The sequence below is a fragment of the Erwinia sp. MMLR14_017 genome (assembly GCF_033657285.1).
In the GTDB taxonomy this organism is placed as follows: Bacteria; Pseudomonadota; Gammaproteobacteria; order Enterobacterales; family Enterobacteriaceae; genus Erwinia.
Map to the genome: position 1 here is coordinate 113,034 of NZ_JAWVWP010000010.1, position 14,455 is coordinate 127,488.

Sequence of the window (14,455 nt, forward strand, 5' to 3'; positions counted from 1 at the left end):
GGAATTGACAATGAGAATGGCTTTTAGCTTAAAGCGTTCTGCTCTGCTGTGCTCGATCGCGCTGGCTGCACCAGCTTTTACCTTTGCTGCAGAAACGCTGGTGGTCACCGCCCAGCCTGCTGAAACGGCAACCACGCCAACAGAGGGTTATACGGCTAAAACCTCTACAGGCGCGACAAAAACGGATCGTCCACTGATCACCACGGCCCAGTCTGTTTCCGTAGTGACCCGCCAGCAGATGGAAGATCAGGGTGCGATGAACGTAAACCAGGCGCTCAGCTATACCGCTGGCGCATTTACCAACTTCGCGGGCGCCGCGACTCGCTATGACACCGTTTCCCTGCGTGGCTTCCACGGCGGCGATGTTGATAACGTCTTCCTGGACGGGTTAAGGCTGATGAGCGACCCGGGCAGCTATAACGTTTTGCAGGTGGACCCGTGGTTCCTGGAACGTATCGATGTGATCAAAGGCCCCTCTTCTGCCCTTTATGGGCAGACCGTGCCCGGCGGCCTGGTAATGGAAACCTCTAAACGACCGCAGTTTACTCAGGAAGGCCATTTTCGCGCCTCGACCGGCACTAATGCCACTAACAGCGCCGCCTTTGATTACACCAATGCGATTAACGATCAGTGGGCGTTTCGCCTGACGGGCATCACCCGTAACAGCGATACGCAGTACGATCACACTCGCGAAGAGAAGTATGCTATTTCTCCTTCTCTGCTTTGGCAGCCGGATGAAGATACCTCGCTGCTGTTGCGCGCTTATCTGCAAAAAGATCCCTCAGGCGGCTATCACAGTGCCGTGCCGGGCGACGGCAGCATCACGGAACATAATGGTCGTAAGCTCAGTAATGGCTTTTACGATGGCGACAGCTCTCTGGATCAGTTCAAGCGTAATGAACAGATTTACAGTTACGAATTCTCGCATCGCTTCAATGACACCTGGGCGTTCCGTTCCAATGCCAGCTATTCCCACTCTAACGTCGATTTGGATCAGGTTTATCAAATTGGCTGGGACAGCGCCAATCCGGATCTGTTAAACCGCTACTATTCCGGTTCTCGTTCATCGCTTGATGCCTTTGCTATCGATAACCAGCTGGAAGCAGATTTCGCCACAGGCGAAGTGGAACATAAAGTGGTGCTGGGTGGCGAATACCATCAGTACAAAAATGATTTAAGCGATGCCAGCGGCCTGGCAAATCAGCTTAATGCGGTAACAGGCGAGGCTGTGGGCAGCCTTCAGAACTACGACTTTGTTAATTCACAGCGCCGTTATTACCAGACCGGCGTCTATCTGCAGGACGAGATGACCTGGCAGAAATGGCATCTGGATCTCTCTGGCCGCTACGATCGCATCGTGTCGGAAAACGAAACTTACTCCACCAGCACTAAACATCGTCGTCAGGATGATCACATCAGTGGCCGTGCCGCCCTGCTGTATGCCTTTGATAATGGCATCTCACCTTACGCCAGCTACAGCCAGGCCATTACGCCGCAGTCACTCTCCGATGCCAATGGTAATCTGCTCAAGCCCACGACATCAGAGCAGTATGAGGCCGGGGTAAAATATCAGCCGAACGGTACTTCCGATCTCTACTCCGTTGCCCTCTACGACCTGACGCAGAAAGATGTGGGCAACCGGGTGGTGGTAGGTTCTTACTATGAACCGGCAGGAAAAGTGCATTCGCAGGGCATTGAGCTGGAAGCGCATAACCAGATCACGCCACGCCTGAGCACGATCGCTAACTATACCCTGAGCCATGTTCGCTTCAAAGACTCAGTGGATGGTAACGACGGGCACACGCCTTACGTAACGCCAAACTCCATGGCGTCGGCCTGGGCGAAATATCAGTTCGACTGGGGTATCAGCGTGGGCGCTGGCGTGCGCTACATTGGCAAACAGTGGGCTGACAATGAAAACACTACTCGCCTGCCCTCCACTACCTTGTTCGACGCTTCAGTACGCGCCGATCTGGGCGCATGGAACAGCAGCCTGAAAGGAGCCTTTGTACAGGTGAACGCCAATAACGTGACCGACCGTGATTACGTTTCTGCCTGTTACGGCACCGGTTACTGCTACTGGGGCGCTGAGCGTACCGTTGTCGCTACTGTAGGCTATGATTTTTAATCGGTTATCAGTGCATACTGAACCGGGACCCACGGCTTTTTTCACCGGATAAAGCTGAGGCCCGGATCGGGCGCACAAAAAAAGGGAGACGATAATCGTCTCCCTTTTCTTTGCAGCCAGTACGTCAGCTTCTCACTTTGCGGTAAATCCACAGCACGACAATCGCACCAATTACCGCGACGACAAAGCTGCCGAAGTTGAAACCATCTACTCTGCCGAAGCCAAACAGGGTGCTGATCCAGCCCCCAACTACAGCACCAATAACACCGAGGATCACGGTGATGATAATTCCACCGCCATCTTTACCCGGCATAATCCATTTAGCGATAATCCCTGCGATCAATCCAAAAATGATCCATGACAAAATACCCATTTACTGCTCCTTGTGGCTTACTGATTAGACGGGATAAGTATAGGACAGGATTCTAACTCTGTGATTTAAATCTAAAGTTTTTCAGAATTTTTTTTCTTACCGGGCTAAAGCGTCATCTTTTACTGCCGATAATTCGACGTATACCGCTGAAAGAGCGTTTTCTTACATTCAACTGGAGTGGGATGTGAAAGAAGAAGATAAAGAACAGTATCTGAAACGCGGCCCGCTGGCTGTGCTTGGGGTACTTAAGAATCTGTTAAAAAATCAGACGCCTATCCTGGTCTCGCACGGTCGCGGCCAGTTTATTACCCGCTTGCTTGATGCCGATCAGGATCGCATGATCCTCGACCTTGGCAGTAATGATTATGAAAACCAGAGGGCTGTTGCCGCAGAAGAGCTGCATTTCACAGCCGAAACGCATGGCGCAAAGGTTGAATTTGTACTGGGTGCCCTGCAGGAAGATAAGTTTGAGGGGTTGCCTGCTTTTAGCGCAGCTCTGCCCGATCTGTTATGGATGATCCAGCGCCGCGAGTTTTTCCGCGTTTCTGCTCCGCTTGACCCCATTTTTTACTGCTATGTGCAGTGGCCGGACGGCAGCGGTGAAGGCCGGATGCGCCTGCAGGACCTCTCGCTGGGCGGCTTTGCCGTGCTTGGTGACTCGCCGATCCCTGACTCTTTGCAGGGCGGAGAAGCGTTCAAAAAACTTCGCGTGGAGCTTGGCGACTATGGCCGTTTTGAAGTAGACGCCTGGTTGATTAACGTCGGCCAGCGCAGCGTCGTTGGCAATAAAAATGAAACTGTGGTGACGCCTCGCCTCAGCTTTCGCTTCAGTTCACTGAATGCAGGCGAGGAGCGCTCGCTGCAACAGGTAATCTTCTCTCTGGAACGGCTTGCCCGCGATAAAGCGACACGCTTTCAGTAACGACGCCAGCCTGGCAGGGTGCTGAAGGCTAATAAAAACAGAAAGGCCGTCTCTGCGGCCTTTCTGAGTCAGTGAAGATCAGATAGTTTTATTTTTAAGTACCATTTCCCCCTGCAACTCTTCCGGAGTTTTCAGGAACGGCGTGAGTATGGCGCTAAGAATATACAGGCCCGCATAAATAGCGAGCACGCCCCCCGCTCCCCACACGCCATAAAACCCTCCCGCTATAGCAGGTGCCAGAAATGCGCCCAGTCCCGCGCCCAGATTCAGCACGGACATTGCTGCGCCTTTATTATCGGGTGCCAGCAGCGGAAAGAGTGCAGAGAGTGGGACGTAACCCGCCATGGTGACGCCGCACAAACAGAGGACAAAAGTCATCAGCCAGAAATTATGGCCGGCCAGTTGCGGAACGAGCCAGACCAGCATCAGCACAATGGCATAGCAGACGCCCCCTACCCACATAATGGTGTTGCGCCAGCCAAATTTGTCGCCAAAGAAACCGAAAAACAGGTTAGCAAAGATGGCGACCACAAACACCGCTGACCACATATGCAGCCATTCCGTTTTACTGTAGCCAAAATCCATCAGGTAGAGCGGCAGGAAGACGGCTAACCCATATTGCGCAATGCCATTGATCGATTTTACCACCAGCCCGATGGCGATACGGGGGCGCTGAAGAATAGTAATGCCGCTTAACAGCTCCTGCAGATTGAAAGGATGGATCTCATCTGCCGGGATCCTGTCGCGATTAACCAGGATGGCCAGGAACGAGCCTGCGACTACAAAAACAACGCCCGCCCACAGCACTTTCATTTCGCCCATTACCGGCAGCGCTACCGAGGAGAACCACGGACCCACAACGCTTAATCCCAGCGAAAAAGTGAACCAAAACCAGCCCACTGCCGTCGCTCTTTTTTCGAGGGGAGAGCTGTAGTTAATCCAGATAAGGAACGAGTAGGCAAAAAGAGGATAACCAATTCCCCGGATAGCATAGAAAGGTAACATAATGGCTATGTTCATCCCGGGCAGGCCATATCCAATAAAGCCAATACTGCCGATAAAGAATGCTATCAGCCCCCAGGCCATGATTTTTCTTGGCCCCAGCGTCTGCACCAGCACGCCGGTGAACCAGGCAGCAAGCGTGACCGTCACCCCATAAAAGGTGAGTAAAAATGAAGCTGAAGAGACGCTCATTCCCTTACTCACCAGATACATCGAGATCCATGCCTGTTCGACACCGTCCCCAACCATAAACAGCGTCAGGCCTATATATCCCCAGATCAAATTAGCGGGTAATCCAATTTTATCTAACATTGCGCCTCCTCGCGCGTAACCCTGGGTTACGCCGGCGGAAAGATGTTGGAAAGGTAAGATGTTTTTGTAGAGTGGCTGGCAGGTCAGTTTATTCGTTATTGCCAGAAATCAGTGACAGCAGCATTTTTTGTACTTTTATAGCATCCTGCGACTGAATAATCGTTTCGATTTCATTGATCGAAAGTTTATCAATAAAGCCTGCGAGCAGTTGATACATGCGGATATTCTGTTCGCATTCGGCAACAGGATCTTCCCGGCTTGGGAAAGTATCGAAATAAACCAGGCCATCAAAATTCACTTTTTTAGCATAATAGATGTACTCAAGCGTCTGCAGAAGGTGAACGGATCCTAACATCAGCCCGTCATCAAAATGACCATAGCCGTCGTTTAAATGGAAACCAACCAGCCTGTTTCGACGCGCAGAGAGGAAAAGAGAAAATGCCGGATTCTCTTTTTTCATTATCATATGGCAAAAATCAAGCGTTATCCCCAGATTAGCAGCACCCACATCTTCAATTAACATTAATGTTGAAGAAACGTCGCCGATAAGGGAATAGGTACGCGGCTCATAAGGTTTATATTCAAAACTGAACATCATATCAGGATGTTCAGACGTCACTCTTTGCAATGCTTCCACAACGTAGTTATAAGCACGGTTGTAATCCAGCTGGAAAGGATAGTCGAAACCATCATTAGCAAACCACAATGTTACAGTATTACCGCCTAATGTTTTACAAACATTGACCGCTTCAAGCGTAATCTGCACCGCTTTTTCCCTGATCGCCGCGTCGGGATTACTGAATTCGCCTTCGCTAAAATCTTTCTGATAACGAAGTGCGATGCCCCCAACCTGTAATCCCTGTGATTCGATGGTTTGTTTGATTACCTCAACATCCTGATTAATAAAATGCTCAGGGTAATTAAGTTCAATATGCGTTAAGCCTTTAACGGTCGCCATTCTTTTTATCAAATCGATGGTATCAAGCTTTTCCTTACCCTGGTATAAGTCCGGACGCGATTTGAATGAATTGATTCGGGATGAAAACTTCATGATACTTCCTCAGTGTTAAGGTGATGGCATCATTTTATAAATCGAATCTAAAAAAAAGGAAGAAGAAAATGAAGAGGTTACTGAAAGTTTAATTATGGATGGATTAAACTTAATAAAATTTTACTCTTAGTAAAATGAGTAAAATACGAAAGTAAAATTAACACTCCCATTGTGATCTGGTTAACACTTTTGCCGGTATCGCCTGTGCTACTGTCCTGTGCAAGAGAGTAAGGGAAAGGGAAAGTGCCATGATTCAACAGAAATTGCAGGGAAATGAGATCGTGTTGCTCGCACGGACTCTGGCCCCTTCGCTGGGTAAAAAAGAGCGATCGATTGCCAGATTTATTGAGAATAATCCTGATACGCTCTCTACAATGTGTATTTCAGATATGTCCCGCTTCCTTAAAGTCAGCGTTTCCAGCATTACTAAAGTCTCAAAGAAATTAGGGTTTAGTGGCTTTCATGAATTAAAGAATAATATCGGCATTGAACTCAACAGCGAAGAGGATGACTTTCACTCTTTTTCAGGCAGTGAAGACAATAATGGAAGATTGCTTGAAGAGTCCTTTCTGAGCGCTATCCTGGCGTTGCAGGATTCATTATCCACGGTTAATCGGGAAGTTTTTAATCAGGTCGCAGAGATACTGGCTAACCTGAACGGTGATAATAAACTGATCCTTGCAGGTTGCGGGGGGTCAGGTGCTATCTGCGATGATTTTCATCATAAACTATTAAAAATTGGGATGTTCTCTAACGTCTATCACGATGCACATTTACAGCAAATGGCGGCCTCATTAATGAAGCCGGGCGATATACTTTTAGGCGTCTCCCACTCCGGAAAAACCAGCGATATTATTAATATGATAAAAACCGCTCAGGAAAATCACGCCCACACTATTTGCCTGACCAATTATTTAAACAGCCCTCTGAGCCATCTGGCCGATTTTGCTATGGTTTCAGGCGTGAGAAACAACCCTATAACTGGCGAGAATGCCTCCACACGTATCGTTCACTTAACGATCCTGGATGCGCTATTTACGGTAGTGGCCAGTAAGCGTAGTTCGGTGAGCCAGACCAGTCTGCAAAAAACACGCAATTCTGTTTTATCTAAAAGAGTAAAAAATTAACCAGGAGAAAGAAGATGAAATATGATGTAGTAGTCATCGGTAGCCTGAATTATGACATCCTTATTCAACAGGATCGTTTACCTCATTTAGGTGAAACCTTTACCGGTAACGCATTAATGATGATGCCGGGCGGGAAAGGGGCAAATCAGGCTGTTCAGTGCGCACGTCTGGGCTTAAAGGTAAACATGGTGGGTTGCGTCGGACAGGATATTTATGGCCAGGAACTTTTGCAGTCGCTGGAAAAATATAATATCCAGACGGACAATATCAAGCGAAGCGGAACGTCCGGCGTGGGCATAGTGCAAATATTAAGTGAAGGTGATTATTGCAGCACCATTATCAAAGGCGCTAATTATCACCTCAGCATTAACGATATCAGCGAAAAACTTTTTCAGGACAAACCGCTGGTCGTGATGCAGTCTGAAATTCCTGAAAGCGTGGTTAATTATGTAATCGAGCGTGCCGCCGGGTTGGGTTGCCGTATCCTTCTTAACAATGCGCCTGCTCGGGAGGTTCGTCCCGATATTCTGCGTAAGGTTGATTACCTGGTGGTCAATGAAACCGAAGCGCAATACATGACGGGTAAACCGGTGACCGATATTGCTTCAGCACGCCAGGCCGCCGATCAGCTTTTTGACAAGACACACGCCACGATAATAGTGACGCTGGGCGAAAAAGGCGCGGTCGTAAAATCACCGGCTCTTTCAGAGCACTTCCCTGCTGTTTCCTGCCCTAAGGTGGTTGATACTACCGGAGCCGGAGACTCTTTTATCGGGGCACTAGCCTGTAAAATCGTCAGGGGAATGACACTGGCTGAGGCCATGACTTTTGCGGCAAAGGTCAGCGCTCATTCCATTCAAAAGTATGGTGGGCAAAGCTCTTTCCCCTCACTCGAAGAGGTACAACCCTGCTCCGCAACCGTTTAAAAGCTCCGGTGTGCTTAGAAAAGCACACCGGCTGGCATCAGATGGTGCGGTAAGCGGTGGTCACTTTCCATAAATAGCGGGGAGCCTGCGCAGCAGGGTGTTTATTCTGCACGTGCTGGTAAAACTCTTCCGGCGACATGGCATTGATCATCGCTATTGCACGATCGCGATCGTGTGAGAAGGTTCTCAGCAACGCCCCTGCGCCGTTGGCATAGGAGACGATAGTGGCATAGCGCAGTGTTTTCGGATCGCGGATCCCTGCCAGCGACTGATCCTGCAAAATCTTCAGATAAGCCGTGCCGATATCGATGTTCTTTACCGGATCGCGCAGCTCTTTACTACTTGGCTGTCCGCGCCGTCCCTGAACCCGGTAAACCTCACGTCCTGCTGTGGAGGCTTTAATCTGCATCAATCCAATGGCATTCGACTTGCTGACTACCGTTGGATTGCCGCCCGACTCGACTGAAATGATCGCCTCAACCAGCTTCTGGTCAACGCCGTAGTTGTTAGCCGCACTCTCCGTGAACATCGACCAAGCCTGAGCAACTTTTTCAGGCGGTGCCTGCGTTAACGGCGTTTGCTGCTGCGTTATGGCCCGTTTATGCGGTTTGCTGGCACAACCTGCCAGCAATAACACGCTCACTATCGCCACCGTTTTTATATTTCTCACGCTATATTCATCCTCTGAGCCTTAGCCTCGCGCTTTTATAATAGCCTGCGCCAGACAGGATAAAATTACCGAAACTCTGAAATTTCTACGCTTGCGAGTGACTTCATTCACGCTTTTCGTCATCATCAGAGGTATTGGACCCTAAGTGGCGTAAAAAATCCTTTTTTCACTGCATAAAAATTACCCGCTTAGCCTTTAAAAGCGACTTTTCCGGCTGCCAGTAAACGTAATGCCGTTGATTTGCGATGACTCTTTAACCGCAGTGAGGATAAAAGTGAATATTATGTCCATTACTCCCCGCACTTTTCATCTGATCGCTCCTTCTGGCTATTGTCATAATCAACAGGCCGCGCAGCTGGCTGTTGAGCGTTTGCGTGCGCAGGGGCATCAGGTTTTAAACAGTGAAGTGATTGCCCGTCGTGACCAGCGTTTTGCCGGAAATGAGTCCGACCGTTTACAGGATCTCAACGGCCTGCCTGATCTGAAAACATGCCCGGATATTGTACTCGCCGTACGTGGCGGCTATGGGGCCACCAGGCTGCTTCCTCAGTTAGCGCGCGCATCTCTGGCTGGCTGGCTGCGGGATAATCCGGTAGTGCTGTGTGGTCACAGTGACTTCACGGTGATCCAGCTTGCTCTGCTTGACCATGGCGCTGTCTCTTTCAGCGGCCCGATGCTGGCAGGTAACTTTGGCGCTACGGTTTTATCTGAATTCACGGTGGAGCACTTCTGGCGCGCTCTGACTTCGCCTAGATTAATCCTTAGCTGGCAAACGCAGCCGCAAGAGGTCAACGTCACCGGAAAAATCTGGGGCGGCAATCTGGCGATGATCGCCTCCCTGATAGGAACGCCCTGGCTGCCTGAGATCGAAGAGGGCATTCTGGTGATTGAAGATGTCAACGAGCACCCTTTCCGCGTGGAAAGAATGCTGCTGCAACTGGCACAAAGCGGCATTCTGGCACGTCAGAAAGCGATCGTGCTGGGGAGTTTTACCGGGGCAACCCTGACAGATTATGACAATGGCTATGACTTCGACAGCGTCTGGACGCTGATTCGTCAGGTGACAGGCGTACCGCTGGTCACCGGTCTTGAATTTGGCCATCACTGGAATACCGTAACGCTGCCTTTAGGTGCGCAGGGTCATTTGCAGGTCAAAGGTAGAGACAGTACGCTGACGATATCAGGGCATCCGACGCTTCGCTAACTCCTGGAGCGCCTATGAAGCAGTTGTACGAGGATCTCTGGGTTTCCACACCGGAGTTTCCGGCCAGTGAAAACGAACCGGAACTGATGATGCACGGTTTTTTGCTGCAGCATATGCGTGGCAATTTACTGATTTCCCGCGTGGAAAATCTGAGCGACCATCAGGCGATTGAGGATTTAGGCGGCATTATCCGCCACTATCTTACCCACTGGCATGAGGCAGGTCCGGGCGCGCGCATTTTGCAGGCACGCTTTAACTCCGCGCTCTATTGCCATACGCGCGCGCTGGGGCCGGTGAGCCCTTTTGCGGAGCCTGATGACACCTTTAATCAGGCTGAGCTTCACTGCGGCAGCTTTCATGTTGTTCCCACGCCCGGACACACGCCTGGCAGCACCAGCTACCTTTACGCTTCCCCTTATGGCAAAACCTATCTCTTTGTAGGCGACACCATCACCCTCTCTCACGATCGCTGGATAACGGTATTGGTTCCTGAAAGCAACGAGGCCGATTTAAAGAAGTCGATAGAGTTTTACCGGGCGTTAAGACCGGATGTGGTGCTGATGGGCACTACCGCAGGACACCTTGCCTGGCAGGAAGTCAATATGCGGCAGTGGTTGGCGCTGCTGGATGAGGCAGAAAATTCGCCGCTGGACCTGCGCCAGCGGCTGAGCGAGTAACGCTTACAACATTTTGGTCAGGTAAATTCGTTGATGCACGCGCGGGTAGTTCTCAAGCATAAACTGAACGGTGAAACCCATTTTTTCATAAAAGGGCCTGGCCTGAAAACTTGCTGTGTCTACCTGTGCATACTGACACCCACGCTGGCGGGCCTCTTCTTCTGCTGCCCGAATTAATCTGGTGCCTGCGCCCTGCCCGCGCAGGGCTTCACTGACCCACAGCATATCAATCCGAAGCCAGTTTCCAATGGTGGTTCCCGTAAGGCCGCCCAGTTTTTTCCCGTCGGGGCCAGTGATAAATACCCCAATATCTTTCATCTCATCGATATTGATATGACCGGCGTTAAAGGCGATCAGCGCTGCACGGATTTCGGCTAAATCTTCTGGCGTAGGGGTAGGCGTAACGGTTAGTTCCATGCTCTTTTCCTAAGTATGTGAGAGATGCGATCAGGACTCCAGATGACCAGAAGCGTCGGTGCGTTGGAGTTCCACCGCACTGTTATCCCTTTCGCTGCTGCGCGAACAGGAAACCAGCTTGTTTGCACCATCGTAGGAGAAGAAAATATTGTCATCAGACTGGTTCACCACCATCTGATCGCCATTACGGAACAGCACAATCGACACTTTATCGCCATTTTCGGTTTCTGAACGCTGGTTGCCGGCCGCTATCTGGAAATGATCGCCAGGCCACATCAGCGTGGTCAAACCATATTGCGCTTTGGTAACGGTCATGGTCGGACGACCCGGACAGGTAATTTGAAATTCAGTATTCAGCCTGGGCGAATCACTGGTTGCCCCGACGGTAAAGGAGGCACAGGCAATAAGACATCCAGCGGCGATAATGCGGAACATGGGCAGGTTCTCCGGACAGTACTCTCTGATTTAATTCAGTAATTAGCAGAAAGCGTACCACAGGATGCTGCCCATGTTTGACTTAAGTGTTACGAATTGCCAGCCGGGATCTACTTATTCAGCGAGCTCATCTCTTTAATTTGATCCTGGTTCACAGCCTGCTGCTGGCCCTGTTCATCGGTGTAAATCACCATGCCGGTGGCGCTGTCTACTTTGGGTTTGCCCTGTACTACCACGGTAGAGCCATCTTTCATTTGTAATATATGATCGCTACTACAGCCCGCAAGCAACAAACCTCCTGCCAGAATCCCTGCGATATAAGAAAATTTTTTCATCATTTGCTCCACTATTTTGATCAGGAAGAGGCAGTGTAACCCAGGCGATTTTGGGAATTTGATGATAGTTGCGGAGAAGTGGCTTTATTTCACCCATTTAGCGGGCTGCATGGCTTTTAGTTGACGAATATTTGCTAAATTTTCATTGAAGATTGCGGACAATAACTGTATTTTTATACAGCATTTATAACCAGGAAGAAGCCATGTTTGTTGAACTGATTTACGATAAGCGCAACGTTGCCGGACTGCCCAATGCTCAGGAGCTAATTTTGACTGAGCTGACCAAACGTATTCAGCGCGTTTTTCCTGACGCAGAAGTGAAGGTTAAACCAATGCAGGCCAACGGTGTAAAAACCGATGCCAGTAAAAGTGATAAGTCGGTAATGTTGAGAATTATTGAAGAAATGTTCGATGAAGCGGACCAGTGGCTGATCTCTGAAGAATTTTGAACCTTAACAGAACAATTCGTTGAAATATTTTAATGTTATGGGCGCTGCGACCAATTTTCGCGTTGCATTCCCGCCACAACATGCCAGGCTTAACGTATAAAGTTTCCCTGGTGTTGGCCCGTTATGATTCGCTCTGCGGGCATTTTTTTCTTTATATCTTAACTCTGCTGATGATTTGCCACCGCTTCAGCTTTTGATCCTCTGCTTTTTCTGCCTCGCATTCCTGCCTTATTATCTGAGAATTGCTAAAGTTTTGCCCCGCAATGCCGAAAATCTGTACAGCATAAATCTCATGAGAACGTCAGGCATGGCAATACTTTTTATCCCTTCCCTGGCTGCCCTGCTGGAAAAGGCAGAAGCGCAAAAAGGCTACCCGTTAACGCAGCATGAAGTTGAAACGCTTCGTGATGGCGCGACCTGCATTTCAGTGCCGGACGAACTCTTGCGCTCCATGGACCCACTACGTGGCTACCAGGATATCGATCCCACAAAATGTTGGGAAGCCTGGAGAGATCATCGCTTAGCCGGTAATACACGGCTGGCCTGACAGCCGAAGAAAATGCGGACTATTTAGAGCGGTGTGCAATTTCTGCATAGAGCAGCTCGTACACCTTTGCCGCATGGGCAGAACTGTCACGCAGCATCTGGATAGCATCCTCCAGAGTATGTGGCTCCATCTGGCCCACGATACGCCAGCCGAGCGCGATATTTTTTGCTTCTTCAAGCCGGTTGAGATCGTCTTTGAAAGTGGCAGCTTCTGACACAGAATTCTCCTGATTTGAGTTTTGGCCCTATTTTACGGACCAACGCTCCGCCATCTCAAGTCTTGATTTTTGGCGGGATCGCTTTTTGGCCTGTTTTTCTGCTTTTTTGCCCAAAAAGGCGTTTTATCTGACCACATTGGAAAAATCGGCTGAAAAAAACAGATTAGTCCTGGAGATGCAGCATCACTATTTCACCGTTTCTACCCTACTGCCAGCCCTTTTGCCGATAAAAAAGTAAAAAAATTGCACCTAAAAAAAAACCGCCCTGTGGAGGCGGTTTTAAATCATCTGCGAATTTTCAGCCATAGTAAGGAATTTTGCGATCCACACCGTTAACGTTAAGAGTGATATACCCTACCGGCGCACTGGTAGCGGGCGTTGCCGCCTCAGCTGTTGCTATGGTGACCACACCATTTTCATTCGCTCCTATTCCCGCAAGCCCATTGTGAATACTGAGGCGTGCGCTTGGCGTAGCCGTTCCCAGGGTTGTCAAATCCACGACCTCACTCAGATCCGGCGTAAACAAGGAACACTCCCCCGACTCGAATCGCGTAGGCCCTGTTGAGCGGAGATTAAACATCGTATCGCCGCTACCCGCTTTTAGTTTTACCCACACCTCGACGATATTTTGGTAACTTCGCTGATACTTAACGTCCAGCACCGCAGTCAGTCCCCGATGAAACATATCGGCCCATACTGAGCTGACGCAGCGCTGTAAATTGAGCCAGGTCACGCCGGATGAAACAGCCTGTAAGGGGTTAGTCGCTGTGCCGGAAGGATTTGCCGTTGAAAGTTTGCTGATAAACTCCAGCGTCCATTGCTGGTTAACCTTTGGAAAGACAAATATAACGACACACTACTTTAAAAAATTGCGGATGCACTCAAGGTGCCTATCTCGACGCTAATCTCATCAGGGGAGCATATCAATACTGGAGATACATATAGCATTCAGTTGTTAACTGAAATGGGGAAAGATGATGTATAGCATCTTGATTTTCTTACGTATCTGCCAGCGCTAACGAAGGGTCACCGGCAAAAGAAGTGGTTCAGGTTATTAGATCGATTGAATATGTCCGTAAGGAGGCGGGGGTTATCTTTGGCAATAAACCTGAGGCCATTGTTAAGTTGATAAACGTGCGTGGGGACAGCATGGAAGGCACCATTGAACCCGGCGATCTGATATTTGTCGACGTCAGCGTGCCCTACTTCGACGGAGATGGCATTTATGTTTTTGACTTCAATGGAGATACGTTTGTAAAACGACTGCAGAAAGTTAAAACAGAGCTGTTTGTTATCTCTGATAACCCGCGCTACCGGGAGTGGACTATTTCGGCTGATGAAATGCCGATGCTGCACGTGGCAGGACGCGTGATGTTAAGTCAGTCGCAGCAGTTCGGGCGTCACGGTTGAAAGATCAACCCGCTTGACGCGGGTTGATCGTGTCAACAAAATTTGCGTTTGACGCATATTAAAAATTTATCTAACGTTTATTAACATCAAACGTCAGAGGATGCCGTCTATGAACTCACGTCAACGCAGAGCTTTACGCTATCGCGAAGCCTGTAAAAAATTCGATCGGCAGCTGACACAGGCCCTGACCGGCAGCAATCGCAGGGTAAATAAAGCGCTGGTTATGCCATCAGGTGTAAAAGAATAAGACGTC

The 14,455-nt window shown here is 49.4% G+C and carries 19 protein-coding genes; 10 read left to right on the top strand and 9 right to left on the bottom strand.

Annotated elements, in window-relative coordinates; genetic code table 11:
• The first annotated feature begins 10 nt into the window (after positions 1-10).
• Entirely contained in the window at positions 11-2,128 is a 2,118-nt protein-coding gene (locus tag SD961_RS16435) for a TonB-dependent siderophore receptor (RefSeq protein ID WP_318791422.1), read from the top strand.
• Positions 2,129-2,252: 124 nt separating this feature from the next.
• On the opposite strand, the gene SD961_RS16440 is transcribed toward SD961_RS16435, so the two are convergent.
• On the bottom strand, positions 2,253-2,501 hold the full coding sequence (locus SD961_RS16440; RefSeq protein WP_318791423.1) for a GlsB/YeaQ/YmgE family stress response membrane protein: 249 nt from the start codon (positions 2,499-2,501) through the stop codon (positions 2,253-2,255).
• 184 nt (positions 2,502-2,685) lie between these two features.
• Between SD961_RS16440 and SD961_RS16445 the strand changes: the two genes are divergently transcribed.
• Positions 2,686-3,423, top strand: a complete 738-nt coding sequence (locus SD961_RS16445; RefSeq protein ID WP_318791424.1) for a flagellar brake protein — start codon at positions 2,686-2,688, stop codon at positions 3,421-3,423.
• A gap of 78 nt (positions 3,424-3,501) precedes the next feature.
• Here SD961_RS16445 and SD961_RS16450 read toward each other — a convergent pair whose 3' ends face one another.
• Both SD961_RS16450 and SD961_RS16455 read right to left on the bottom strand, forming a co-directional pair.
• Positions 3,502-4,737, bottom strand: coding sequence for an MFS transporter (locus SD961_RS16450; protein ID WP_318791425.1), 1,236 nt, complete (start codon positions 4,735-4,737; stop codon positions 3,502-3,504).
• An 88-nt stretch (positions 4,738-4,825) separates the two neighbouring features.
• Positions 4,826-5,788: a sugar phosphate isomerase/epimerase family protein gene (locus SD961_RS16455; RefSeq protein WP_318791426.1), complete on the bottom strand. Its 963-nt coding sequence runs from the start codon at positions 5,786-5,788 to the stop codon at positions 4,826-4,828.
• Between the two features lie 248 nt (positions 5,789-6,036).
• Here SD961_RS16455 and SD961_RS16460 point away from each other — a divergent pair, with 248 nt between their 5' ends.
• Entirely contained in the window at positions 6,037-6,915 is an 879-nt protein-coding gene (locus SD961_RS16460) for an SIS domain-containing protein (protein WP_318791427.1), read from the top strand.
• 14 nt (positions 6,916-6,929) lie between these two features.
• Entirely contained in the window at positions 6,930-7,841 is a 912-nt protein-coding gene (locus SD961_RS16465) for a ribokinase (protein ID WP_318791428.1), read from the top strand.
• Positions 7,842-7,878: 37 nt separating this feature from the next.
• Here the strand turns inward: SD961_RS16465 and emtA are convergent, their stop codons facing one another.
• Positions 7,879-8,502: a membrane-bound lytic murein transglycosylase EmtA gene (gene emtA, locus SD961_RS16470; RefSeq protein WP_318791497.1), complete on the bottom strand. Its 624-nt coding sequence runs from the start codon at positions 8,500-8,502 to the stop codon at positions 7,879-7,881.
• Positions 8,503-8,794: 292 nt separating this feature from the next.
• Between emtA and ldcA the strand changes: the two genes are divergently transcribed.
• Positions 8,795-9,715, top strand: coding sequence for a muramoyltetrapeptide carboxypeptidase (gene ldcA / locus SD961_RS16475; protein WP_318791498.1), 921 nt, complete (start codon positions 8,795-8,797; stop codon positions 9,713-9,715).
• Between the two features lie 14 nt (positions 9,716-9,729).
• Positions 9,730-10,392 carry an MBL fold metallo-hydrolase gene (locus SD961_RS16480; RefSeq protein ID WP_318791429.1) on the top strand — a complete coding sequence of 221 codons (663 nt, stop codon included), beginning with the start codon at positions 9,730-9,732 and terminating at the stop codon, positions 10,390-10,392.
• A gap of 3 nt (positions 10,393-10,395) precedes the next feature.
• Here SD961_RS16480 and SD961_RS16485 read toward each other — a convergent pair whose 3' ends face one another.
• The 3 genes from SD961_RS16485 to SD961_RS16495 all read right to left on the bottom strand — a co-directional run bounded on the left by SD961_RS16485 (position 10,396) and on the right by SD961_RS16495 (position 11,582).
• Positions 10,396-10,809: a GNAT family N-acetyltransferase gene (locus SD961_RS16485; protein ID WP_318791430.1), complete on the bottom strand. Its 414-nt coding sequence runs from the start codon at positions 10,807-10,809 to the stop codon at positions 10,396-10,398.
• 30 nt (positions 10,810-10,839) lie between these two features.
• Entirely contained in the window at positions 10,840-11,244 is a 405-nt protein-coding gene (locus SD961_RS16490; protein WP_318791431.1) for a hypothetical protein, read from the bottom strand.
• 110 nt (positions 11,245-11,354) lie between these two features.
• Positions 11,355-11,582 carry a YgdI/YgdR family lipoprotein gene (locus SD961_RS16495; RefSeq protein ID WP_412916694.1) on the bottom strand — a complete coding sequence of 76 codons (228 nt, stop codon included), beginning with the start codon at positions 11,580-11,582 and terminating at the stop codon, positions 11,355-11,357.
• A gap of 200 nt (positions 11,583-11,782) precedes the next feature.
• On the opposite strand from SD961_RS16495, the gene SD961_RS16500 reads away from it, so the two are divergent.
• Both SD961_RS16500 and SD961_RS16505 read left to right on the top strand, forming a co-directional pair.
• Positions 11,783-12,028 (top strand): DinI-like family protein, encoded by a 246-nt coding sequence (locus SD961_RS16500; RefSeq protein ID WP_318791432.1) that lies wholly within the window; start codon positions 11,783-11,785, stop codon positions 12,026-12,028.
• Between the two features lie 307 nt (positions 12,029-12,335).
• Complete coding sequence (locus tag SD961_RS16505) at positions 12,336-12,575, top strand: hypothetical protein (RefSeq protein WP_318791433.1); 240 nt, start codon at positions 12,336-12,338, stop codon at positions 12,573-12,575.
• A 19-nt stretch (positions 12,576-12,594) separates the two neighbouring features.
• Here the strand turns inward: SD961_RS16505 and SD961_RS16510 are convergent, their stop codons facing one another.
• Positions 12,595-12,792: a hypothetical protein gene (locus SD961_RS16510; protein WP_318791434.1), complete on the bottom strand. Its 198-nt coding sequence runs from the start codon at positions 12,790-12,792 to the stop codon at positions 12,595-12,597.
• 298 nt (positions 12,793-13,090) lie between these two features.
• Positions 13,091-13,525 (bottom strand): hypothetical protein, encoded by a 435-nt coding sequence (locus SD961_RS16515; protein ID WP_318791435.1) that lies wholly within the window; start codon positions 13,523-13,525, stop codon positions 13,091-13,093.
• 308 nt (positions 13,526-13,833) lie between these two features.
• On the opposite strand from SD961_RS16515, the gene SD961_RS16520 reads away from it, so the two are divergent.
• Both SD961_RS16520 and SD961_RS16525 read left to right on the top strand, forming a co-directional pair.
• Positions 13,834-14,202 (top strand): helix-turn-helix transcriptional regulator, encoded by a 369-nt coding sequence (locus tag SD961_RS16520; protein WP_318791436.1) that lies wholly within the window; start codon positions 13,834-13,836, stop codon positions 14,200-14,202.
• A gap of 109 nt (positions 14,203-14,311) precedes the next feature.
• On the top strand, positions 14,312-14,449 hold the full coding sequence (locus SD961_RS16525) for a hypothetical protein (protein ID WP_318791437.1): 138 nt from the start codon (positions 14,312-14,314) through the stop codon (positions 14,447-14,449).
• The last annotated feature ends 6 nt before the right edge of the window (positions 14,450-14,455 follow it).

Bases quoted from the DNA above. Each gene is read 5' to 3' on its own strand.
- SD961_RS16435 (WP_318791422.1), top strand. From the start codon at position 11: ATGAGAATGGCTTTTAGCTTAAAGCGTTCTGCTCTGCTGTGCTCGATC.
- SD961_RS16440 (WP_318791423.1), bottom strand. From the start codon at position 2,501: ATGGGTATTTTGTCATGGATCATTTTTGGATTGATCGCAGGGATTATC.
- SD961_RS16450 (WP_318791425.1), bottom strand. From the start codon at position 4,737: ATGTTAGATAAAATTGGATTACCCGCTAATTTGATCTGGGGATATATA.
- SD961_RS16455 (WP_318791426.1), bottom strand. From the start codon at position 5,788: ATGAAGTTTTCATCCCGAATCAATTCATTCAAATCGCGTCCGGACTTA.
- SD961_RS16460 (WP_318791427.1), top strand. From the start codon at position 6,037: ATGATTCAACAGAAATTGCAGGGAAATGAGATCGTGTTGCTCGCACGG.
- SD961_RS16465 (WP_318791428.1), top strand. From the start codon at position 6,930: ATGAAATATGATGTAGTAGTCATCGGTAGCCTGAATTATGACATCCTT.
- ldcA (WP_318791498.1), top strand. From the start codon at position 8,795: ATGTCCATTACTCCCCGCACTTTTCATCTGATCGCTCCTTCTGGCTAT.
- SD961_RS16480 (WP_318791429.1), top strand. From the start codon at position 9,730: ATGAAGCAGTTGTACGAGGATCTCTGGGTTTCCACACCGGAGTTTCCG.
- SD961_RS16485 (WP_318791430.1), bottom strand. From the start codon at position 10,809: ATGGAACTAACCGTTACGCCTACCCCTACGCCAGAAGATTTAGCCGAA.
- SD961_RS16490 (WP_318791431.1), bottom strand. From the start codon at position 11,244: ATGTTCCGCATTATCGCCGCTGGATGTCTTATTGCCTGTGCCTCCTTT.
- SD961_RS16495 (WP_412916694.1), bottom strand. From the start codon at position 11,582: ATGATGAAAAAATTTTCTTATATCGCAGGGATTCTGGCAGGAGGTTTG.
- SD961_RS16500 (WP_318791432.1), top strand. From the start codon at position 11,783: ATGTTTGTTGAACTGATTTACGATAAGCGCAACGTTGCCGGACTGCCC.
- SD961_RS16505 (WP_318791433.1), top strand. From the start codon at position 12,336: ATGGCAATACTTTTTATCCCTTCCCTGGCTGCCCTGCTGGAAAAGGCA.
- SD961_RS16525 (WP_318791437.1), top strand. From the start codon at position 14,312: ATGAACTCACGTCAACGCAGAGCTTTACGCTATCGCGAAGCCTGTAAA.